Source organism: Paenibacillus wuxiensis (assembly GCF_040195695.1).
GTDB lineage: Bacteria > Bacillota > Bacilli > Paenibacillales > Paenibacillaceae > Paenibacillus_B > Paenibacillus_B suaedae.
Map to the genome: position 1 here is coordinate 484,642 of NZ_JBEFZI010000007.1, position 20,899 is coordinate 505,540.

The window sequence follows — 20,899 nt, forward strand, 5'->3', positions numbered from 1 at the left end:
GTACAATGTTGATTAGTCCATAATACTCACAAAAAGGGGTGGAACAACCATGGCCATTCAATTGGATACCAATCTCGGAGCTGTGAATATTTCCGAAGGGGTCGTAGCAGTCATCGCCGGATCAGCGGCAATGGAATGTTATGGACTTGTGGGCATGGCCTCGCGCAAGCAGTTGAAGGACGGCATTGCTGAGCTGCTTGGTCGCGAAAATCTGACGCGTGGTGTCGAAGTGCGCCGGGAGCAAGATGCGCTACATATCGATTTATATATTATTGTTAGCTACGGAACGAAAATATCCGAAGTGGCGCACAACATTCAACAGAAAGTGAAATATGTATTGAATGATGTAGCTGGCCTGTCAGTCGAGCAAGTCAACATCTTTGTCCAAGACGTACGCGTATTAAGCTAGGAAGGGGAATATTCGTTGAATATACGTTCTTTAAATGGAACACAATTTGCCAATATGGTGCTAAGTGGTGCGGACAGTCTGAATCGCCACGCAGAGCATGTCAATTCATTAAATGTCTTTCCGGTACCTGATGGGGATACGGGAACGAATATGAATTTGACGATGACAGCAGGCGTTACTGAACTGAAAGCGAAGATGTCTGCATCCATCGCCAAGTCGGCAGAAGTTTTGTCCAAAGGATTGCTAATGGGAGCCCGGGGTAACTCGGGTGTTATTTTGTCTCAATTGTTCCGCGGCTTTAGCCGTGGTGTTGCTGGTTTGGATGAGGTGAACTCGGTTCAGTTCGCCCATGCGATGCAGAGTGGTGTTGATACCGCTTATAAGGCTGTCGTCAAGCCGGTTGAAGGGACGATTCTGACAGTTGCGAAGGAAACAGCCAAGTACGCTGTTCAAATTGCTCGTCGTACTCCGGATTTGACGGAGTTTATGCGTGAGGTATTGGCGAAGTCCAAGGAAGCATTAGCGAAGACGCCGGATATGCTGCCCGTGCTCAAGCAAGTAGGCGTTGTAGACTCCGGTGGACAAGGCCTCGTATACATTTATGAAGGTTTCTTGGCTGTTCTGGAATCCGCAGATGGTTCTTTCCATGAGTCGACTGCGTCTGCAGCCGTTCATATACCATCCGGAGCAGCGACTCCGCATGTGAATGCTTCTGCACAAGCGAAGCTGCATACGGAAGATATTGAGTTCTTGTATGATATGGAATTTTTCATTGATCGTACGCGCGGAGTAACTAAGCCGTTCGATGAAGACAATTTCAGGAAAGCGCTTGCCAAAAATGGGGATTCGATCATTGTGATTCCAGATGATGAGATCATTAAGGTTCACGTTCATTCCCGCAAGCCAGGTGAAGTATTCGATCTGGCCATGGAATATGGAGAGCTGACGCAAATGCACATCTTGAATATGCGTGAGCAGCACCGTGAGATCATTCATGGCGAACACGGTGATGTGTCTGCTATGCCTGAATTATTTGCAGAAATTCCTGTACAGGAAGTAGCTGTAGAATCCACTTTGGTAGAGCCACCAGCTGAAGAACTTGCACCTTATGGCTTTATCGCTGTAGCAATGGGCGATGGCATCCGGGATATTTTCAGCAGCTTGGGCGTAGACGTTGTGCTTTCTGGGGGACAAACGATGAACCCAAGTACACAAGATTTCATCGACGCTATTGAGTCGATCTCGGCACAGCATATCTTCATCTTGCCGAACAACTCTAACATCGTGATGGCTGCGAAGCAGGCTGCAGAAATCGTGGAACGTGATGTAACAGTACTTGTCAGCAAGACAATTCCGCAAGGGATTGCAGCGGCATTCGCCTTCCAAGAAGACGAGAGCTTGGAAGTGAACCGCTGTGCGATGGAGGACGCTATCGCTCATATTACGTCTGGTCAAGTGACGTACGCGGTGCGTGATACGACGTTGGATGGTCTGGAAATTAAGGCTGGACATTATATGGGTATTGTAAACGGGAAGATCGTAACGACGACGGAATCGGTTGCGGATACGCTGCAGCAGCTGATGACGAAGATGTTGGAGAACAATGGGGAAGTCGTGACGCTTCTTACAGGAGAAGAAGCGAAGGACGAGGATACGGAAGCGATTGTTGCATGGCTCAGCGAGCAATATCCGAACGCTGAAGTAGAAGTGCATCAAGGTGGTCAACCAATCTATTCCTATATCATCTCCGTAGAGTAGGACAATGTGGAGGGGGATTCTGTATGAGTCATATTCGTATCGTAACGGACAGTACAGCGGATATTCCGCAGGATGTGCGTGAACGCTACGGAATCGAGATGGTTCCGCTCAAGGTGCATTTCGGTCAGGATATGTTCAAAGATTCTGTAACGATTACCGCGGAACAGTTCTATGAGAAGCTGGTGCAAGCTGACAAGCTTCCTACAACATCTCAGCCTTCGCCAGTTGAGTTTTTGGATGTATATAAGCGTTTGACTACAGAATCAGACACCCAAGTTATTTCGATACATTTGTCCGCAGCGCTCAGCGGAACGTATCAATCTGCGGTTCTCGCCAAGAGTATGATCGAGGATGAGGCGGATATTACAATTATTGATTCGATGTCAGCCTCTTATGGATTTGGATTGATTGTCGTTGAGGCGGCTCGCATGGCGAAAGCAGGTCAATCCAAGGACGAGATACTGTCCATGATTGATCGTTATCAAGCGGAGCGCTCTTTATACTTTTTAGTGGATTCATTGGAATTTTTGCATAAAGGCGGACGTATCGGCAAAGCTGCTGCGATGTTCGGTACTCTGCTAAACATTAAGCCTATCTTGTCTGTAGATCGTGCAGGTGAAGTATGTGCAGTGGACAAGGTTCGCGGTCATAAGCGTGCTGTTGCACGCATCGTTGAACTGCTGGAGCGGGATCACGGAGGCCATCCGGTTCATGTCGTGATGGGCTACACGAGTGACCAATCTGCAACAGATGAACTAATGGAAGCGATTAAGGAGCGGTTTGATATTCGCTCCTTGTCATATACGGCCATCGGAGCCGTTATCGGCACCCACGTCGGAACAGGCGTAGGCGCTGTGTTCATGTGGCGCGCTGATACGGATACTGCCGAATCTATGCAATAGGGTAAGTGTGGTGCAATTATGATTGAACTTAAACAATGTCCGGTTACGATGATCAAAGGCGTGAGCGCTTCGAAACAACAAGAGCTTCACGCCTTTGGCATCTCTACCGTTGCTGATTTGCTTGATTATTTTCCATATCGTTATGATGATTTTCATCTTCGTCCGCTTAGCGAGCTGAAGGATGGAGAGAAAGTAACTGTTGAGGGACGGGTGATGAGTGCTCCTGTCCTTCAGCGATTTGGGGGCAAGTCTCGCTTGTCCTGCAAGGTGATGGTAGAAGATTGGCTCATTACGGCCACCTGGTTCAACCGCCATTACTTGCGCGAGCAGCTGACACAAGGCCGGGAGATTGTATTGACAGGGAAGTGGGATCAACGCCGGCTGCAAATGACGGTGTCGACATCCGAATTCTCTGACCGTGGGGGAGGGCGTAAGAATACCTTGCAGCCGGTCTATTCGGTTGGCAGCAAGATTACGCAGACATGGATGCGCAAGACGATCACCCAAGCGCTCCAACAGTTCGGAGAAGCAATTCCTGAGCTAATGCCCCCGGAATTGATGCGGCGCTATCGGCTGATGCCGCGCAAGCAGGCAGTACGAGCGATGCATATGCCGCAAGATGCGGAGGAAGGCAAGCAAGCACGAAGACGAATGGTCTACGAGGAGCTGCTGCTATTCCAGTTGAAGCTGCATGTATTCCGTGCGGTGACTCGCGAGCGTGCCGACGGCGTTGCACATGAGGTGGATAATGCGACAATTCGCGAGTTCGTCCGCAGTCTTCCCTTCGAGCTTACAGATGGCCAGAAGAAGGCTGTAACCGATATTTTACGTGATATGCGGGCCAACACCTGCATGAACCGTCTGCTTCAGGGTGATGTTGGTTCTGGTAAGACGGTTGTTGCCGCTGTTGCCCTGTACGCTACCGTACGTGCAGGCTATCAGGGAGCGCTCATGGTGCCCACAGAAATATTAGCGGAGCAGCATATGCGTTCGCTAACGAAACTGTTCGAACCGCATGGCATTGAGGTTGGGCTGTTAACCGGCAGCTTGACTGGACGGAAACGGAAGGATCTGCTTGCTTCCTTGCAGATGGGCATGATCGATATCTTGGTTGGGACGCATGCGCTTATCCAGGATGATGTTCATTATCGGAAGCTCGGCCTTGTCGTAACAGATGAGCAGCATCGGTTCGGTGTCAATCAGCGGAGTATATTGCGGCGCAAGGGGATGAATCCAGATGTGCTTCTGATGACGGCGACGCCAATTCCGCGCACGCTGGCGATTACGGCATTTGGCGATATGGATGTATCCTCAATCCGTGAACGTCCTGCAGGACGCAAAGTCATTAAGTCATACTGGGTGAAGCATGACATGATGGATCGAGTGCTTGGCTTCATCCGTCGTGAGGTATCCGCTGGTCGCCAAGCCTATATTATTTGTCCACTTATTGAAGAGTCGGACAAGCTGGATGTGCAAAATGCGATTGATGTGCATGTGCAAATGCAGCAAGCCTTTCCGGATTTGCATGTTGGCTTGCTGCATGGCCGCATGACGCCATCAGAGAAAGACGAGGTCATGCGCACATTCAGTACAGGAGAAACTCATGTACTTGTATCGACGACTGTAATCGAGGTTGGTGTTGATGTACCGAACTCGACGCTCATGATCGTGATGGATGCAGAGCGCTTCGGCTTGTCTCAGCTTCATCAGCTGCGTGGACGTGTCGGACGCGGCGAGCATCAGTCTTATTGCGTGCTCATTGCGGATCCGAAGTCGGAGGTTGGGCAAGAACGTATGCGCATTATGACGGAAACAGACGATGGCTTCGAATTGTCAGAGCGCGATCTGGAGCTGCGCGGTCCTGGCGACTTTTTCGGAACGAAGCAGAGCGGGATGCCAGACTTCAAGGTCGCGGATATGTCGAGCGACTTCGCTGTGCTGGAACAGGCGCGGGATGATGCAGCAGAGCTTATCCGATCTGAGGCGTATTGGACATCGCTTGAATACGCTCCGCTCCGCGATGCTGCCCAGCAGGAGCAGCTATTCCAAGGGGAGCTTCTCGATTAGTCGATGGTAGTAGTGCGGATAGATTGAAAACGGGCGGATAGTAGACAAGCGGGCAAGCATATATTGGAACAGTATTCCGTTTAGAGGTTGTTCAAAACGCATGATTTTGATAACCAACCTTTTTGAACTTGCATGGATTTGCAGGATATGTTCTGGAGGTGCTGCCCGCATGAGTTATGTAAAATATGGCATTAGCCCACAGCTGGTGGAGCGAATAAAGCTGAAATTGAAAAATCCGGTGACGAAAGATCGTGTGAAAAAGCTTGTCGAAGGATTGAGCAAGGCAGATTTGCAAAATCGCGCGACAATTAAGCGCTTGATGAAGCAAATCGCGAAGGTGCTCAATGAGCCGCTAACGAGCCAGCAGGAGGATCAGTTCGCTGATTTTATCATTGCGCAGAAGATCGATCCGAACAATACGTTCCATTTATTGAAGCTATGGGGGATGTTCCGCTGATACACGCCCTTTTCTTGAAGCCTTGGTTCTATAGTTATACGCAGAAGCTCAGTTCTCTTAGGAGGACTGGGCTTCTTGTGCGTTATGCCGGATCTATGCTGGTTAATAGGGTTTGGCTTCATTGCAGCAATATAGGTCTAGGGAGGATTCTGAATAGTAGAGAATGATGATCATCGAGTACATTGCTCACGAAATGGCCTTGCAATGGTGACGAATTCGGCACACTTCGATTTTTTTGCGATCCGTACATGCAAAATATGCTTATATAGGGGTATAACGTTTGTAGATGATTGACATTTCTTAATCAATTTATATGTGGAGGCGAATGACATGAAGAAGATGAAAATTGGCGCAGCTGCATTAGCTGCCATGCTGCTGGCTGTATCTCTTGCTGGCTGCGGCTCGGCGAAAGATTCCGCCAAAGAGTTGGAGGGGACGGCTACTTCCTCTGAAGGGACAGGTGCGGTAACCATTAAGGCAACGAATTATAAATTCGAACCTGGAACCATTAAGGTGAAGAAGGGCGATAAGGTGAAGCTGACGCTGAGCAATAAGCAGGGTCTGCACGGTCTGAAGCTGGAGGACTACAACGTAGAACTGCAGGAAGATGGCGCAACTGCCGAGTTCACAGCAGATAAGGCGGGTACATTTGAGTTCCATTGTTCGATCATGTGCGGTTCTGGCCATGATGGAATGAAGGGCGAGCTTGTTGTCGAAGAGTAAAGCTAGCGATGAATAAGACGGATCGCATGATGGCGATTGTACTGGAGCTGCAGCGCAGAGGTACGCTGCGTGCAGAGGATCTGGCATCTGTATTCGAGACGAGTGTCCGTACAATCTATCGCGATATTCAGGCGCTCTGTGAAGCAGGGGTTGCGATTATCGGAGCTCCCGGCCAAGGATACTCGCTCATGGATGGCTATTTTCTGCCGCCTGTTCATTTTACAGCAGAGGAAGCAGAGGCGATTCTGCTTGGCGTAGATTATATGGAGCAGCAGTTCGGAAGGGCCCATGAAGATACGATTCTATCCGTTCGGCGCAAGCTTGAATCAGTCATGCCACAATCGGTACGGCAAGATACGGAACGGATGCGCTCTTCCTTGAAGCTCATTGCCCCTTCTGCGCATGCAGAAGGACTTGCTCTGCTGCGGCGTGCTGTAATGGAGGAGCGAAGTGTGCGCTTCCGCTATGTGAAGCCTGTTCAAGGGGACGATGGCCGTAGAGAACATGTTCGCAAGGTAGATCCCTACGGGATTGTGCATATCAAAGGAACATGGTCGATGGTGGCTTATTGTCATCTTAGACAGGGACTTAGACATTTCCGACTTAGTCGCATACAGGATTTAGAACTGCTCGATGAATCATTCACTCGTCCGCCCGAATTCTCCCTACAGTCTTATCAGCCGACAGATGATCGCCAGCTCCTTGTACGTGTGCTTCTGCACGCCGCTGCCGCTGAGCGTGTGAAGGAGCAGGGATATTTCTTTATCGATACCATGGAGGAACATCCAGAAGGGGCACTTGTGACATTGCGAGTGAGACAAGCTGAAGATGTGCTTGGTTGGATTCTAGGGTGGGGTTCGGCAGCTGTTGTATTGGAACCGGAGTCGCTTACAGAGCTTGTCCGCCTTGAGGCAGAAAAAATATTGCAGCAGTTAAAACGCTACTGACATACTGTTGTCAGTAGCGTTCGCGTATAGTAGGGGTATATTCGTTCGAAGGGAGCTTTACTAATGACAAATATGACCCCGCATCAGTCACTGTTAAGCCTAGAGGAATCAGTGAAGCAGGTTGTGCAAGAGCTTGATCTTTACAATATGGAGGAGATTACACGCAAGCCAAGCGAGGAGGAGTGGTCGCTCGGGCAGGTCTATATGCATTTGATCCGCTCTGCGCTCTTTATGCAGCTTCGTCAGGTGGAAGTATGCCGCGACATGACTGCAGATGCAGCTAGCAGTGACCAGTTGGAGAAGACGCAGCAGGGCAGTGTGGTCTTCGCGGCTGGGAGCATCCCTCCTATTCGTGTGAAGGTGCCAGCCTCTCCAGAATATACGCCACCTCAACCCGCCAGCAAGGAGGAGATTGTAGAAGGCATGCAGGCAGTACTGCGGCGCATGAACGAACTTGAACCTGTTATAGCTTCGATTCCAGAGCATCATAGAACGATGCATCCAGGCTTCGGTTACTTGAGTGCGATGGAATGGTACTTGCTTGTGGATATGCACTTCCGTCACCATGCTCTGCAGCGGGGACGCCTGGCGGAATTTCTCCGGGGAACTCCATCAGCCTCGTATTGAATGAGCATCGGAGTATCGGATGCTCTAAGGTGCGCGATTGCGAGATGAAGGAGCATGGCGTGATACTGCTATATGCTAGCGATAGGTTTATAGCGTAAATAAGGTAGGGGGGACGCTGTCTGGTGTCTCCTCTTGGTGCTGCTCGCTTATCTGATCGATACAGGAGGGATCGTCCACTCGTGTATTCCCCACCTTAGCGCTGACAGGGTAGACCTCCATTAGCTTAGACGGATAGGGAAGGAGAACGGATTGAAGCTTCCCAGTGTCGGTCATTCGGCGATCAAGCCAGAATGACAGCTGATCCTCTGGTAAAATAACCGGCATTCGATCATGAATCGGCTCCATCAGCTCGTTCGGAGTCGTCGTGATGATCGTGCAGGTGCTGATTTTCTCCCCATTGGGATTGACCCATGTGTCATATAATCCTGCCATATTGAAAATACCGCCATCAGTGCGTCTAATACGCATAGGCTGCTTCGTTCCATCTGGATTTCGTTTCCATTCATAGAAGCTGTCTGCTGGTATAATGCACCGCTTCCGCTGGAATGGGAGGCGGAAGGCGGGCTTGTCCCGAACGGTTTCGGCGCGCGCATTAATTGTTCGTGCAGCGAACTTCTCGTCCTTCGCCCAAGCTGGAATGAGGCCCCACTTAAGCGGTCCAAGCCGCAGCTTCGTACCATCATGAATCAGAGCAGGTACTTGCTGGCTCGGCGCAATATTGTAGCGCGGCTCATGGAAGGGCACGAGGGCTCCTGAATCAAGCAGATAGTGCGCCATTAGCTGTTCAATGGTCACGGTTAATGTATATCGTCCACACACGTTACGTCTTCCTCTCTTGTCCGTTCTATCCTATGGTGATCTCATCATATCACATTCTCTTCCTTCCCGTGAGGTGATCCCTCAGTCACATGAAACGACTTAAACTTTACATACATTCAGCGTGAATTTGGAGTTATACGCCATCCGCAGTAGATCCTTACCTGCTCGACGCTATTCGATCCAAATTTTCAAAATATCCCTGTTGAAAAGAGAATATATGTTCGGTATTCTGTGTATATAAGAACAAATGTTCTCGGTGGGGTGAAGGATGTGTGGATGGCAAACCGAATAAATCATGAGAACGAGTTATTATGTTGGCAGATTGTCAATCGTTCTATGCGAGTGTGGGGAAGGCTTCACACCCTGAATACAAGGATCGTCTGCTAGTTGTAGTAGGCGATCCTGCTCGTCGTGCTGGTATCGCACTGGCAGCTTGCCCTACAACTAAGAAGCATGGTGTCATACAGCGGAGTGGCTCGGCTTGGCGAAGTCATTAGTAAATGTGCAGACCTTATTGTTGTTTAGCCCCGTATGGATGAACAGCATTTGGATGTGGCGGGCAGCCAATTACTTGCATAACGAATGTACGTTCGTCATACAATAGGAATATACGTTCTTATTTTGTGATTGTGTATGTAATATGATTTATAACTATTGGAGGGCTTTAATGTGAGTCAGAAAAGGGAAAGGGTAATATTTTTGGCCGATTGCGAAAGCTTCTACGCAAGTGTAGAAAAAGCAGATCATCCAGAATATCAAAATAAAGCAGTAGCAGTAGCTGGTGACCCTACACGTCGTTCAGGGATTATTCTGGCCGCGTGCCCGATCGCTAAAAGTTTTGGTGTGACATCAGCCGAACGGTTGGGTGAAGCACTCAAGAAATGCCCCGATCTCATCATTATGCGTCCTCGTATGCAGCATTATATCGATGTTTCATTGATGATTACTCAGATTTATGAAGAGTTTACGGATTTGGTTGAAGTGTTTAGTATTGACGAACAATTTTTGGATGTGACAGCCAGTCAATCCATTTTTGGTGATCCAATCACCATTGCGAAGGAAATCCAGAAACGGGTAATGCTCCAGACAGGGGTGCGGATTCGAATCGGGATCGGTACCAATAAAATATTGGCTAAGACGGCAACGGATATTTGGGCCAAAAAAAATAAAAGCGGTATTTTTACTTTGCATCCATCCGACGTTCCCACCATGCTGTGGAAAGAGCCCGTTCATAAAATGTTCGGTGTTGGATCTCGAATGTGCAAGCATTTTGCGAAACTAGGGATAGTTACGATTGGGGATATTGCGAGAACTCCATTGCCCCAGCTCAAAAATAAATTTCGAGCTCGATTCGGCAAACAGTCGGATATTCATGCCGAGGTGATGTGGCGAACTGCGAACGGCTTGGATGATAGTCCGGTAACACCGGGTACATTTCAAACACCTCCCAAATCGATTGGTCACATGATGACCCTGCCCAGGGATTATGTGCATTCTACGGAGATCGATACTATCCTGTTGGAGTTGACGGAGGAAGTCTGCCGAGATTGTCGGATAAAAGGGTATATGGGCTGGGTCGTAACCGTAAGCTGCATGTGCAGCCCGTATGAAGCGCCCACAGGATTCTCACGCCAAATGAAAATGCCGGATCCGACGAATCATACAAATAAAGTATTTGATATGGTCAAGCGAATTTTTTATCAATATTGGGATCGAATGCCTGTACGTCGTGTAGGTGTTATGCTAAGCACATTGGAAGATGACCAGCAGTATCAACTAACGCTCTTTGAAGATCAAGTCAGAGCTAGAGCACTGGATAAGGTGACGGATATGATTAAGGATCGATATGGCAATGCGGCAATTATCAGAGCTTCTTCTCTTACCTATGCAGGTCAAGCGGTAGAGAGATCCCTGAAAATCGGGGGGCATTATAAATGAGTAAAAAGCTCGAAAAGAATGGTCTTTGGGAGTCCAGCCGGATGATGTTACCGCAACATCGGGAGGCTCTGTTGAGAAGGCATAGTGATACGTCAAGCGGGGAGTTAAACCAGCCAAAGAGGGAAGATATTGAATTAATGCGCGATTATGTTCTACTTTCGGTGATGTGTACGATGGTAACTAAGAAAATTCACGAAATGAAGGGATCCTCTGAGACATTGAAATCTCTGTATACCAAGGCTGCTCAAATCCTTGCAAATGATATCTCTACCGACCTGTCCAAAAGAAGACAGGAGATGTTGAAAAAAGAAATTCGTATTGTAGATGAAGAGAAGCATGATAGTACAATGATATTACACTATGCGTACCATGGCTATGAGGATAGTTTTCATATAACGAAAGAGTACATGAAGATGGAGATAAGCAGAAGGTTAGCTCGATACACGGACAGACTTACCACTAAATTAAGCAACTTAGTTGAAATAGAGCCGCGTTATTAATCGAGTCAAGAGAAGAAGAAAGAGAGCACCTGAGCCTAATTTGACTTCTAAGCCTGACAAAGCCATAACGAAGAATGCCAATTTCCCCAACTCGGGACTGGTTAGCCTGTTGAGAAATCCTCAACAGGTTTTTATCTTTTCCATTGTGTATTCATCCACAGCGTTAATAGGGGATAGACTCCAACAATCGAAGGTTCGAGGATGCAGTGAATTCTGCGGGCTGTCTCATTGACGATGCTGGGAAAGCACGTGATCAGAAATGCCCCTTAGCAAGCATCAGAAGAGCGGCTGCTCCGTCCTTAACCAAGGGGCATTGTTCTGAGGAAGTGGATAAGATGAGGATGAGGCAGCGGTGAATATGGGGCTGTAAACCTATTGGTGCCGAGAAAGGGGACTGCCCATACTTGTGTCTGGATTCGAAGCTTGGGAGGCGGCAATGTTCAAGTAAGCCTGCATGCGGTTCTTCACCTCTGCACGAATCAAGCCGCGCAGCATGTAGAACGAATGTTGATAGCCTCGGCATACGTATTGGACACGAATCCCATGTTCAAGCCGTTCCTCCTCATACACTTTAATGCCGCGGTTGCGAAACTGTTTGCGTAGGCGGTACAAATCGAGAGAAACATTATCTTGCGCTTGTCTTAGACATTGTGTGTAGATGTCGGCCATCTTCAAATTAGAGGCTCCAATCCGTTCAATGTCGCGTTCCAGCACATCCAAGATTAGCGTTTGAATAATATATTGCTTGACAATGTAGGCATCTTCTCCGTTGTGGGGGGGAGAGCCGTTCGATGCGAATGGTGTGCCCATGCGCGTTCTTCCTCCTTGTATATATCGCGTGTGTGCCATATGCATGGCCTCATGTCGTGTGAGGCATGAGACATCTATTTAAAAAGAACAGAAGGGGAACCCTTGTTCTTATTATATCCATAATACCGAACAAACATTCGCATTTCAACAACCAAACGTGGTCAAAAGGGTGAGAAATCGGTACAATAGGTACAACATACGTGCGAATGCGGCAGCATTCATAGACGGAACGGCAATTAGGGGGGCAGCAAAAATGATTATGACACTGCATCGGGGAGAAGTTTTATTTCGACAAGGAGATCCAGGAACGTATTTGTACCGCATTATAAGCGGGCTGTGCAAGGTTACACGCTTGCATGAAAACGGCAATATTATTTTGTTCAACCTCGTATACACGGGCGAAATCGTCCCGCATCATTCCTTAATCACGCCGAAGGAATGTCACGGAACAGCGATCGCGATGGTTAAGACGGTCGTGGAACGGATTCCGGCTGAGGAGTGGTATGAAGGCTTGCGGCAGCAGCCGGACAAGGCGCTGGATGTTGCGAAGCTGCTTCAAGATAAGCTGCGTTTCATGCAGCAGCGCATTGATCATTTGACTATCGGGACACCGAATGAACGACTAGAGCTGTTGTCAGCATGGCTGAGAAGCTATGCGGATACGATGCCTATTACCGAATTATTGACACAAGAAGAAATCGGCCAATTTATTGGTGTGCGGCGGGAAACAGTAAATCGGCTTCTTCGTCAGGGTCAACACGGGTAGAATGGATAACATGCATGCTTAGGAATTACATAAACATGCGCGAACTATTTGAAGCTGACAAGCGCTGTGCCGTGAGGGCTCGTGCCGGTGTAGATATAGATCTATGTAAATAAAGATATAGGATGGGATTTCAAATGCCACCCAAGTGTGCTTTAATAGGAGGATCATTTTGAATCCTATAATCATATCGGAGGGCTATATGTTGCTTGAGACGAAACGTTGTACACTTACCAAGCTGCAAGCAAGTGACTATGATAATGTAAGACGGCTGTATGTGAACGAGGAGGTACGCAAATATCTGGGCGGGGCATGGACAGAGGAAGAGGCGATTACAGGCAGCTTCCGCAGAATGCTTGCTTCTCAGGAAGGAGCCTCGTTCTGGATCATTAGAGAAAAGCAAACGAATGCGTTTATCGGGTTGATTTCTCTGGATAGGCACCATGATGGCGTTAGTACGGAGGTATCTTATGAGCTCCTGCCTGAATGGTGGGGCTCTGGATATGCGGCAGAGACAGTTACAGCAGTGATTGATTACGCATTTCGCGGACTAGGATTGCCTGAAGTGATCGCCGAAACACAAGCTGCGAACAAGGCCTCATGCAGGCTCTTGGAACGAATCGGCATGAGCTTCCGGGATACGGTGCAAAGATTTAGCGAACAGCAAGCGATATACGGCATCACCAACAAAGGGATTGTATCGTAAGCGACAGAAACGAAGCTCAACACTCTTTCTTTATCATTTGACATTCATTCCTATACCGCCAACAAAGCCAAGGTGTACAGAGAAGCAGATCTGTCACATCTTGGCTTAAATTATGTACATGGGACATTCCTACTCTCACATACAAGTAAGAGATCGAGTAAATGCGAACATGAATGCAAGGAGGCGTAAAGAGTGTCATGGAACACGAATTACAGCGAAATTTAGCTTCAGAAGATCTGCCTCCGGTTGGACAGCAAGAGAGAAGCGGCTGTTGTCCGACGGAACAGGCTGTGCCGCAGGAGCGTGTATTTTTCCCGTTCCGAAGTCCGTGTGACCCCTGTCCGCCACTGCCTTATTCCGTCTTTGTCGTACCCATCAACCAGTTCATCACGTTCCAGCCGCCTAATCTCCCACAGTTTCCACCTGCGCAGGCACTACGCTGTGGAACCTTATGGCCTGCCCTATACAGCCCGTACCATTCCCGCAGAAACCAGCGAGGGGAGGAAGAAGCTTGACGATGAGTGTACATCCTTATCAAACCGAGGAATACCGCAGAAGCTTGGAGCAGCTGCAAGTAATCGACTTCGTATTATTGGAGCTGAATCTGTACTTGGACACTCATCCGGGAGATCTGCAGGCGATTCAGCAGTTCAATTACTACGTTAGTGAGCGAATGAAGGTTGCCCATCAGTTCCAAGAGCAGTATGGCCCGCTTATGAACTTCGGCCATTCTTATTCGGGCTGTCCATTTACATGGGCTACCACGCCTTGGCCATGGCAGGTTTAGCAGTGTGTCGTCAGGCGGCAAATAACTTGATGGACAGGAGGGGATGCGGAATTGTGGATCTATGAGAAGAAGCTGCAATATCCAGTACGTGTCAGCAAGTGTGATCCTCGCATGGCGAAGCTGTTGATGGAGCAATATGGGGGGGCGGATGGAGAGCTGGCAGCGGCGCTGCGCTACTTGAACCAACGGTATACGATACCAGATAAAGTAATTGGGCTGTTGACGGATATTGGGACCGAGGAATTTGCTCACCTCGAAATGATCGCCACGATGGTATATAAGCTGACGAAGGATGCAACACCGCGACAACTGGAAGATGCAGGGCTGGGGCCACATTTTGTAGCGCATGAGAAAGCGCTGTTCTACAGCAATGCGGCTGGTGATCCATGGACGGCGACCTACATACAGGCCAAGGGCGACCCGATCGCGGATCTGTATGAGGATATTGCGGCAGAAGAGAAGGCGCGTGCTACGTATCAATGGTTAATCGACATGACGGATGATGTCGACTTGCAGGATGGATTGAAGTTCCTGCGTGAGAGGGAAGTCGTGCACTCCTTGCGCTTCCGGGAGGCTGTAGAGATTTTGAAGGAAGAGCGGGAACTGAAAAAAGTATTCTAATTCCCGCAGATGTATATAGAGAATGTTGAGAGATTCGGATAACGAACATGAAGAAGGGACACCCTTGCTGAGCGCAAGAAGTGTCCCTTCTGTCGTCATTGCGGTTTAAACTTCTAAGGAACCTGCTGGGCCAAAGTATTCGTAATGAATACGCTCAGGAGAAACCCCAAGCTGCTTCACTGCTCGATAGATGGCTTTCATGAATGGTTCTGGGCCGCAGAAGTAAATGTCCGCATCCTCCCATACGGAAGCGGGAACGATGGAGCTAAGCCACTGCGCGTCCACGAAGCCGGTGTGAACAGAAGCTTCTGCCTCGCTGCCTTTCTCATAACAGAAGAAAGTATGGATATGGCTGTGCTGAGCGGCTAGATCATTCATTTCTTGACCAAAAGCATGCGCCGCTTGATTGCGCGAAGCCTGAATCGAATAGACATCCCGCTTCGGTTCTGCTGCCGCCAGCGTGTGCAGCATGCTGAGAAGAGGTGTCTGCCCAACACCGCCGCCAATCAGCACAACTGGGGCCGTACCTGGCTTCAACGTGAAATCGCCAGCAGGTGCAGTCGCTTCGATGACATCACCTACTTGCACCTCGTCATGCAGATAGGTGGAGACGATGCCGGCAGGTGCATGTTCGCCGCCGCTCTCGCGCTTTATGCTAATGCGGTAAGTATCGGATTGAGGGGCTTGGGACAAGCTGTAATGGCGATAATGGGTATTTTCATGTCCCTCCGGCTGAACCCGAACCGTTAAATATTGGCCAGGAAGGAAGGAGGAGATTGGCTGTCCATCCTCAGGCTTCAAGTAGAAGGAGGTGATCATGTCGCTTTCCTCCACTTTGCGGACAACGAGGAAGCGTCGCACATCTGACCAGCCGCCGATTTGCTGTTCGGCTTCCTGGTACATTTCTGCCTCTACCTGAATAAATACGTCGGCAATAACGCCATATGCTTCTGCCCAGGCTTCAATAATGTCATCAGTAGCAGCTTCGCCTAGTACATCCTTGATAGCAAGCAGAAGATGCTTGCCGACAATTGGATAGTGCTCTGGCTTGATGTTAAGTGCCCGGTGCTTCTGGGCAATTTGGCGTACGACTGGCAAGATTGTCTCCAATCGGTCAATATTCGCTGCAGCGGCATAGACCGCATTGGCAAGTGCCATCTGCTGTTTGCCATGTCGTTGATTGGCATGGTTGAATACATTAAGCAGCTCTGGATGATTGCTGAACAAGAGCTGATAGAAGCGTGTTGTAATTTGAGAGCCGTGCTCAGCTAATACAGGAACTGTAGATTTCACAATTTCAATCGTGCGAGGTTGTAACATAAGAGTTTCCTCCTTATTAATGACGATCATACGATGCGCAGTAGATTATGAACGAATGCATGCGGCATCACAGTGTTTATGCTGTTATTTTATAGATGTGATATTCGTCACAATGTGATCTCGCGCACACTAAATATGATAGCTTTATGAACATGATGAAAAAATAGAGGAGTAACAGAAGAGGAACGCAACAACGAATAGGACAAAATTGAAAAATGAAATGTAAAAGTGTCCAATTTGTGAGTAATTCGGAGGAAATCAGGGAGGATATCGATCTTAACTAGGACTATGCCAAGCTCGGAGCAGTTCATTGCAAATAAATCCGAACGACAGCGATATTTGCAGAATGGGATTGGTTTAGAGGGAATATACATTATGGTATAATACAATCAGTAAAGCAATACAAAAGACAAAACAAGAAAGGATCAGGATACCAATGCGTCCCCGAAGGATGAAACCCCAAAGGACAGTCTGGAAACGTTATGATCTTTCTTACATCTAGCTTCTTCTCGTTGATTTGTCAATTGTCGCTATGACGGAGACTGACACGAGAAGGATGCGTGAATTATGATGGTTCGAAGGATAGGAACCCCTATCCGTCTCCTCTCGGTTAGTCGAAGGGCTACATTACGAAACGAGAGGTTACGAAGATGGGGAACGAACAATTACGTAAGATTTTTTGGATGATGGTAGGATCAATGTTGTTGGCTTTCAGTTATTATCACATTAATTTTCAGAATCATTTGGCTGAAGGCGGGTTTGTTGGTTTAGCGCTGCTTGGCAAGTATACGTTTAATTGGTCGCCGGCGCTGACCGTGTTATGCATGGATGTTCCGGTATTTATTGCTGCCTGGTTTTTGAAAGGGCGGACATTCATTATGAATACGGCAATTGCAACAGGAGTGTTCTCGTTAACGTACGAGATGTGCGAGCGCTTTTCGCCATGGAATATGAATCTAGGCGGTAATATGGTGCTTGCAGCTGTTCTATCTGGATTGTTGACAGGACTTGGAGCAGGTCTCGTGCTGCGTCATGGAGGCGCTTCAGGCGGTGATGACATTCTGGCATTATTTATGAGCCGTAAGATGAACTTAAGCATAGGTACAGTATTTATTATTTTTGATATAGCGGTATTGCTGCTGTCCTTATTCTTCCTGCCGCTTGTCGACACGCTGTATACGATACTAGCTGTCAGCATAGCAGGCAAGGTAATTACGTGGACGGTACAGATTGGCACGACACGCAGTCGTTCCATCCCGGTACGACCAGCAGTTGGGCATCAACACGGATAATCAAGCACGAGTTTGGGATACAGAGAACCGTTCGGTTGCTTCCTGATCAGGGAGGACTGAACGGTTCTTTCTTGTTATATTCGAAAAAAATCAAAGGCAGAATGCATGTTCGCTCATTCTCCGTCATATTCTTGATCCAAGGACAGGTAAGAGAGGAGGGACGATATGGAAGCGATCATTAAAGCGATGCTTGACAAGCTGCCGGCATGGTCATATCAGCTCTTTGCTGTTGTGATTGCGGCAGGATTGGTGTTTTATTTCATTAAGACACTCTATATTAACAAGAAGTTTACCGAAGTTATTCATGAGGTGCTCAATCGGGAGGATCGAATGAAGCTACTGCAGGATAAAGTGGACAATTTGCAAGTGACAGGAGGCCTCACGGAGCACGCATCTTCTCAAATGCTGTCCGCGCTGCGCAATATGAAGCCGTTCGCTGATGCGCTTAATGGGTTGCGGGGAATGGCAGACCCGTATGCTGTTCTTCACGAATCGAACTTCCTGCTGCAGCGGATGTTGGATATGCTCGCCGTAGATATGAAGTGCGCTCCAGGCGGTCATCATCGCTGTGGCATTTGGAAGTATGAGGAGCCGATACTAATTCTACAGCTTGCTTCGGTTGGCTTCCCGAACCATTATGTTGGACAGCGCCATCTTCATATCGATCGCTCTGTAGCGGGACGTTCCTTTCGTAAGCAGGTTACTGTCCAATGTGCAGATGTGCTGAAAGACGAGGATTGGGAACGCAATCAAGAATCGAAGAGTCCCTATCGCTCATTGATTTGCATTTCACTTGGAACGTACGGTGTATTGACGATGGATGGCTTGGAGCCGTTCAATGAATCCAGTGCGGTCATCGGTGAATTGTATGCAGCGATTATGACAGGAATTCTTGCCGAGCAGCAGGCGGTATTAGAGCTTGGCGAACCTGCCCAGATTGACTCTGCCCAAGGATAAACATCAGGAACTTAGTATAAGCACCGTAGTCATTGATAAGGTGAGGTACATGAGTGCCTATGTTATAATGAAGGCAAACGCTGATGGAGCAAAGGCGGTATGTGCACCGAGTCAGTCAGAAGGGGAATTGCGTATGAAAAAATGGATGTGGATTGTCCTAACTGTAATCGTACTTATTGGTGGAACCGCTGCATTTACGATTGGCTTCGTGAATTCCACGATGATCGAGCCAGGTAAGGCGGCTGTTGTCGTGCAAGAATATGAAGGCAGTGTCAAGGCAATAGAGGCAGAGCGGCTTACGATTCATTCGGGGGATCGTGAGGAAGTATTCCGCTTGACTGGATCCACTGATCTTCAAGGTGAGGAGTATCGAAGTATTCATCCTGGAGCAAACGTGCGCATTGGGGTCAATGAAGGAAGAGATATTGTATGGCTGCGATTTGTTCGCTAGTTGAAAATGGCGCATGAAATGACACAAAGCATGAGAAGAGGAGCTCGGCATTCTGCCGGGCTTCTTTTTTTGACAGTGAGCTCATCCCAAGCACAGTACGTGCAGCCCGCGGCGGATGATGGCAAGAAAACCTTGATATATTACGAATGTAGGCATACAATAGGGCATAGGAGATGTATGAGAGGGGATTCATATTTAATATGTGGACTTTGTAATGGAGCCGTAACTGAATAGATCGTACCATTCCGAACGAGATTCGATGACGGGATAGGTGTGTCTATTTATACCCATTACAAGGAACGCAAGGTTAAGTGCTATGAACTGACCAAGCAGACGCCATGGGTGTCTGCTTTTTTTGGTACATGGGCATCTCCGATACGCTTGCGATTGCCGTTCCTTACCCATAAGGAGACGATAAATATGTACAACGAGAATAGACGTAATATTGCAATTGTAACTGGAGCAAGCCGCTCCAAAGGAATTGGTGCAGCTATTTGCAGAGAGCTTGCAGCGAAAGGCGTCGATGTGTTCTTTACACACTTGTGCCACTACGATAAGGAGACCGGCTATGAGGACGCGAATGGCAGCTGGCCAGAGCAATTTGCACAGGAGCTTAGGGAATACGGGGTTCGGGTAGAACATATGGAGCTCGATTACTTCGATGCCAATGCTGCTGTTCGGCTGCTGGATGAAGTCGAGAATCGCCTAGGCAGACCCACGATCCTCATTAACAATGCTACACATTGTATAGAGGTCGACCATCACCATGTGACGGCACAGATTATCGATCATCATTGTATCGTGAACGTAAGAGGAACGATGATGTTATCAGTGGAATTCGCGAAGCGGCTTGAGGCAGCGGAAGTAGGCGGCAGAATCGTGAACTTCGTGTCCGGGCAGGACAAGGAACCGCAGCCTGGCAACTTGGCTTATGCAGCCTCAAAGGGGGCAGTATCCGCCTTCACTACTTCGTTGGCTGCTGAACTGGCCTCTCATCGAATTACGGTGAATGCGATCGATCCTGGTCCGACCGATTCCGGAATGGAAGCATTCGTGCAGGACTTCTTAAGACCGAAGTTCCCAACGGGGCGCATTGGTACACCAGAGGATGCAGCGCGCTTAGTGTCATTCCTGGTGAGTGACGAAGCAGAATGGATTACGGGGCAGATTATCCATTCAGATGGGGGCTTCCGTAATTAGACGAATGAATGATTATGAAAAAAATGAAACGTTTCCACTTGTACTGCGTAGTATCTAGTAACGCTCATTTCTGCGACTGAGGAGGATGCAATGATCTATTTCACAGTTATGACCGGCATGTTTAGTTTATTTCTGATGATGATCGTAGGATGGGTTGGTTACAAGCAATTCGTGAAGCGGGAGCCGGTCGAGGTTCATTATACGCCCTTCGATTATATTACAGCGCAATCGAGCATGGAATTTCATGATGAGAAGGAAGATCATGAAGTACAGGACGGTCATGGTGATGATAAGGATCCACAATCATCTGGCGCAATGTCGACTCGAGCGTCGAAGTGAACCATTGCAGTTGAGCGGAATCGCGTTCATCCAGAGAATGGATATTCGATCTTTCTTGCTTGATACAGATCTGCATGATAATCTTTATTTCTAATAAAAAAATGTACGATTAACTAACGACAGGGGGTGCGATATGACAAGATTGAGTGTGCAGTGGGAGAAAAACAGCATACTTGGTGTTGTGTGTGTTGCCCTCCTGCTTTTGTGTTCGGTATTTTCCACGTTTATGGTCGAGGAAGATCGCGTCAACTGGAACAATCCTTCCAAGCTGACGAAGTCTTTTCATGAGCAGCAGTTTATACCGGTTTCACGGCATACCTCTGCCATGAAGCAGCTATTTGTGAAGAAGATTGTAGTGATGTTTATTCTCTTCTTCAAGGAATTCACCTTTAGTATGCCCCCTGTTATTAGGTATCTCCACAGCTGTTTCTTCGTTATACGGAAGCGTTTATTTCTCATGCCTATCAAATTCACCTCTACGTTCGTAGTGTAAATCTCTTACATTC

The 20,899-nt window shown here is 48.1% G+C and carries 24 protein-coding genes and 1 pseudogene; 22 read left to right on the forward strand and 3 right to left on the reverse strand.

Annotation, left to right across the window (positions count from 1 at the left end; genetic code table 11):
* Positions 1-49 precede the first annotated feature (49 nt).
* From ABN764_RS18640 to ABN764_RS18675, 8 genes are all read left to right on the forward strand, one after another.
* A complete protein-coding gene (locus ABN764_RS18640) occupies positions 50-409 on the forward strand; it encodes an Asp23/Gls24 family envelope stress response protein (protein ID WP_021256645.1) in 360 nt (119 codons plus the stop codon).
* Positions 410-424: 15 nt separating this feature from the next.
* Positions 425-2,167, forward strand: coding sequence for a fatty acid kinase ATP-binding subunit FakA (fakA, locus tag ABN764_RS18645; RefSeq protein WP_512699559.1), 1,743 nt, complete (start codon positions 425-427; stop codon positions 2,165-2,167).
* Between the two features lie 23 nt (positions 2,168-2,190).
* Positions 2,191-3,069: a fatty acid kinase binding subunit FakB gene (locus tag ABN764_RS18650; RefSeq protein ID WP_021256643.1), complete on the forward strand. Its 879-nt coding sequence runs from the start codon at positions 2,191-2,193 to the stop codon at positions 3,067-3,069.
* An 18-nt stretch (positions 3,070-3,087) separates the two neighbouring features.
* Positions 3,088-5,136: an ATP-dependent DNA helicase RecG gene (gene recG, locus ABN764_RS18655; protein WP_446672707.1), complete on the forward strand. Its 2,049-nt coding sequence runs from the start codon at positions 3,088-3,090 to the stop codon at positions 5,134-5,136.
* A gap of 169 nt (positions 5,137-5,305) precedes the next feature.
* A complete protein-coding gene (locus ABN764_RS18660) occupies positions 5,306-5,593 on the forward strand; it encodes a stage VI sporulation protein F (RefSeq protein ID WP_021256641.1) in 288 nt (95 codons plus the stop codon).
* 330 nt (positions 5,594-5,923) lie between these two features.
* Complete coding sequence (locus ABN764_RS18665) at positions 5,924-6,316, forward strand: cupredoxin domain-containing protein (protein WP_021256640.1); 393 nt, start codon at positions 5,924-5,926, stop codon at positions 6,314-6,316.
* An 8-nt stretch (positions 6,317-6,324) separates the two neighbouring features.
* Positions 6,325-7,263, forward strand: coding sequence for a helix-turn-helix transcriptional regulator (locus tag ABN764_RS18670; RefSeq protein ID WP_446672708.1), 939 nt, complete (start codon positions 6,325-6,327; stop codon positions 7,261-7,263).
* Between the two features lie 63 nt (positions 7,264-7,326).
* Positions 7,327-7,890, forward strand: coding sequence for a DinB family protein (locus ABN764_RS18675; RefSeq protein ID WP_268624461.1), 564 nt, complete (start codon positions 7,327-7,329; stop codon positions 7,888-7,890).
* A gap of 87 nt (positions 7,891-7,977) precedes the next feature.
* On the opposite strand, the gene ABN764_RS18680 is transcribed toward ABN764_RS18675, so the two are convergent.
* Positions 7,978-8,709 carry an SOS response-associated peptidase gene (locus ABN764_RS18680; protein ID WP_446672709.1) on the reverse strand — a complete coding sequence of 244 codons (732 nt, stop codon included), beginning with the start codon at positions 8,707-8,709 and terminating at the stop codon, positions 7,978-7,980.
* A gap of 311 nt (positions 8,710-9,020) precedes the next feature.
* Here ABN764_RS18680 and ABN764_RS18685 point away from each other — a divergent pair.
* From ABN764_RS18685 to ABN764_RS18695, 3 genes and pseudogenes are all read left to right on the forward strand, one after another.
* Positions 9,021-9,231: pseudogene (locus tag ABN764_RS18685) on the forward strand (Y-family DNA polymerase); the annotation flags it as partial.
* 147 nt (positions 9,232-9,378) lie between these two features.
* Positions 9,379-10,647 (forward strand): DNA polymerase IV, encoded by a 1,269-nt coding sequence (locus ABN764_RS18690; protein ID WP_021256635.1) that lies wholly within the window; start codon positions 9,379-9,381, stop codon positions 10,645-10,647.
* Positions 10,644-11,147: a YhjD family protein gene (locus ABN764_RS18695; protein ID WP_021256634.1), complete on the forward strand. Its 504-nt coding sequence runs from the start codon at positions 10,644-10,646 to the stop codon at positions 11,145-11,147. The genes ABN764_RS18690 and ABN764_RS18695 overlap by 4 nt, the downstream gene beginning before the upstream one ends.
* A 372-nt stretch (positions 11,148-11,519) precedes the next feature.
* Here ABN764_RS18695 and ABN764_RS18700 read toward each other — a convergent pair whose 3' ends face one another.
* On the reverse strand, positions 11,520-11,957 hold the full coding sequence (locus tag ABN764_RS18700; protein ID WP_446672710.1) for a YhjD family protein: 438 nt from the start codon (positions 11,955-11,957) through the stop codon (positions 11,520-11,522).
* Between the two features lie 253 nt (positions 11,958-12,210).
* Between ABN764_RS18700 and ABN764_RS18705 the strand changes: the two genes are divergently transcribed.
* The 5 genes from ABN764_RS18705 (at position 12,211) to ABN764_RS18725 (ending at position 14,834) form a co-directional block, all read left to right on the forward strand.
* The gene (locus tag ABN764_RS18705; protein ID WP_446672711.1) at positions 12,211-12,723 is read left to right on the forward strand and encodes a Crp/Fnr family transcriptional regulator; all 513 of its coding nucleotides are present in this window, start codon (positions 12,211-12,213) and stop codon (positions 12,721-12,723) included.
* Positions 12,724-12,892: 169 nt separating this feature from the next.
* Entirely contained in the window at positions 12,893-13,426 is a 534-nt protein-coding gene (locus tag ABN764_RS18710; RefSeq protein ID WP_446672712.1) for a GNAT family N-acetyltransferase, read from the forward strand.
* 197 nt (positions 13,427-13,623) lie between these two features.
* Positions 13,624-13,941, forward strand: coding sequence for a spore coat associated protein CotJA (locus ABN764_RS18715; RefSeq protein ID WP_081677085.1), 318 nt, complete (start codon positions 13,624-13,626; stop codon positions 13,939-13,941).
* Positions 13,942-13,943: 2 nt separating this feature from the next.
* Positions 13,944-14,213 carry a spore coat protein CotJB gene (locus tag ABN764_RS18720; protein ID WP_028531226.1) on the forward strand — a complete coding sequence of 90 codons (270 nt, stop codon included), beginning with the start codon at positions 13,944-13,946 and terminating at the stop codon, positions 14,211-14,213.
* Between the two features lie 51 nt (positions 14,214-14,264).
* A complete protein-coding gene (locus ABN764_RS18725; protein ID WP_021256628.1) occupies positions 14,265-14,834 on the forward strand; it encodes a manganese catalase family protein in 570 nt (189 codons plus the stop codon).
* Positions 14,835-14,939: 105 nt separating this feature from the next.
* Here the strand turns inward: ABN764_RS18725 and hmpA are convergent, their stop codons facing one another.
* Positions 14,940-16,154, reverse strand: a complete 1,215-nt coding sequence (gene hmpA, locus ABN764_RS18730) for an NO-inducible flavohemoprotein (RefSeq protein ID WP_446672713.1) — start codon at positions 16,152-16,154, stop codon at positions 14,940-14,942.
* Between the two features lie 650 nt (positions 16,155-16,804).
* Between hmpA and ABN764_RS18735 the strand changes: the two genes are divergently transcribed.
* The 6 genes from ABN764_RS18735 to ABN764_RS18760 all read left to right on the forward strand — a co-directional run bounded on the left by ABN764_RS18735 (position 16,805) and on the right by ABN764_RS18760 (position 20,886).
* Positions 16,805-17,446, forward strand: coding sequence for a YitT family protein (locus tag ABN764_RS18735; RefSeq protein WP_021256626.1), 642 nt, complete (start codon positions 16,805-16,807; stop codon positions 17,444-17,446).
* Positions 17,447-17,611: 165 nt separating this feature from the next.
* Complete coding sequence (locus ABN764_RS18740) at positions 17,612-18,403, forward strand: hypothetical protein (RefSeq protein WP_021256625.1); 792 nt, start codon at positions 17,612-17,614, stop codon at positions 18,401-18,403.
* A gap of 133 nt (positions 18,404-18,536) precedes the next feature.
* Positions 18,537-18,854: a hypothetical protein gene (locus ABN764_RS18745; RefSeq protein WP_155987170.1), complete on the forward strand. Its 318-nt coding sequence runs from the start codon at positions 18,537-18,539 to the stop codon at positions 18,852-18,854.
* A 420-nt stretch (positions 18,855-19,274) separates the two neighbouring features.
* Positions 19,275-20,054, forward strand: coding sequence for an SDR family oxidoreductase (locus tag ABN764_RS18750; protein WP_021256623.1), 780 nt, complete (start codon positions 19,275-19,277; stop codon positions 20,052-20,054).
* A 90-nt stretch (positions 20,055-20,144) separates the two neighbouring features.
* Positions 20,145-20,393, forward strand: a complete 249-nt coding sequence (locus ABN764_RS18755; RefSeq protein ID WP_446672714.1) for a DUF3951 domain-containing protein — start codon at positions 20,145-20,147, stop codon at positions 20,391-20,393.
* Positions 20,394-20,526: 133 nt separating this feature from the next.
* Positions 20,527-20,886 (forward strand): hypothetical protein, encoded by a 360-nt coding sequence (locus ABN764_RS18760; RefSeq protein ID WP_021256621.1) that lies wholly within the window; start codon positions 20,527-20,529, stop codon positions 20,884-20,886.
* Positions 20,887-20,899 lie beyond the last annotated feature (13 nt).

Coding starts and splice junctions, on each gene's coding strand:
- ABN764_RS18660 (WP_021256641.1), top strand. CDS start 5,306: ATGAGTTATGTAAAATATGGCATTAGCCCACAGCTGGTGGAGCGAATA.
- ABN764_RS18715 (WP_081677085.1), top strand. CDS start 13,624: ATGGAACACGAATTACAGCGAAATTTAGCTTCAGAAGATCTGCCTCCG.
- ABN764_RS18705 (WP_446672711.1), top strand. CDS start 12,211: ATGATTATGACACTGCATCGGGGAGAAGTTTTATTTCGACAAGGAGAT.
- ABN764_RS18755 (WP_446672714.1), top strand. CDS start 20,145: ATGATCTATTTCACAGTTATGACCGGCATGTTTAGTTTATTTCTGATG.
- hmpA (WP_446672713.1), bottom strand. CDS start 16,154: ATGTTACAACCTCGCACGATTGAAATTGTGAAATCTACAGTTCCTGTA.
- ABN764_RS18670 (WP_446672708.1), top strand. CDS start 6,325: ATGAATAAGACGGATCGCATGATGGCGATTGTACTGGAGCTGCAGCGC.
- ABN764_RS18665 (WP_021256640.1), top strand. CDS start 5,924: ATGAAGAAGATGAAAATTGGCGCAGCTGCATTAGCTGCCATGCTGCTG.
- recG (WP_446672707.1), top strand. CDS start 3,088: ATGATTGAACTTAAACAATGTCCGGTTACGATGATCAAAGGCGTGAGC.
- ABN764_RS18695 (WP_021256634.1), top strand. CDS start 10,644: ATGAGTAAAAAGCTCGAAAAGAATGGTCTTTGGGAGTCCAGCCGGATG.
- ABN764_RS18750 (WP_021256623.1), top strand. CDS start 19,275: ATGTACAACGAGAATAGACGTAATATTGCAATTGTAACTGGAGCAAGC.
- ABN764_RS18700 (WP_446672710.1), bottom strand. CDS start 11,957: ATGGGCACACCATTCGCATCGAACGGCTCTCCCCCCCACAACGGAGAA.
- ABN764_RS18740 (WP_021256625.1), top strand. CDS start 17,612: ATGGAAGCGATCATTAAAGCGATGCTTGACAAGCTGCCGGCATGGTCA.
- ABN764_RS18720 (WP_028531226.1), top strand. CDS start 13,944: ATGAGTGTACATCCTTATCAAACCGAGGAATACCGCAGAAGCTTGGAG.
- ABN764_RS18640 (WP_021256645.1), top strand. CDS start 50: ATGGCCATTCAATTGGATACCAATCTCGGAGCTGTGAATATTTCCGAA.
- ABN764_RS18760 (WP_021256621.1), top strand. CDS start 20,527: ATGACAAGATTGAGTGTGCAGTGGGAGAAAAACAGCATACTTGGTGTT.
- ABN764_RS18650 (WP_021256643.1), top strand. CDS start 2,191: ATGAGTCATATTCGTATCGTAACGGACAGTACAGCGGATATTCCGCAG.
- ABN764_RS18735 (WP_021256626.1), top strand. CDS start 16,805: ATGGGGAACGAACAATTACGTAAGATTTTTTGGATGATGGTAGGATCA.
- ABN764_RS18675 (WP_268624461.1), top strand. CDS start 7,327: ATGACAAATATGACCCCGCATCAGTCACTGTTAAGCCTAGAGGAATCA.
- ABN764_RS18745 (WP_155987170.1), top strand. CDS start 18,537: ATGAAAAAATGGATGTGGATTGTCCTAACTGTAATCGTACTTATTGGT.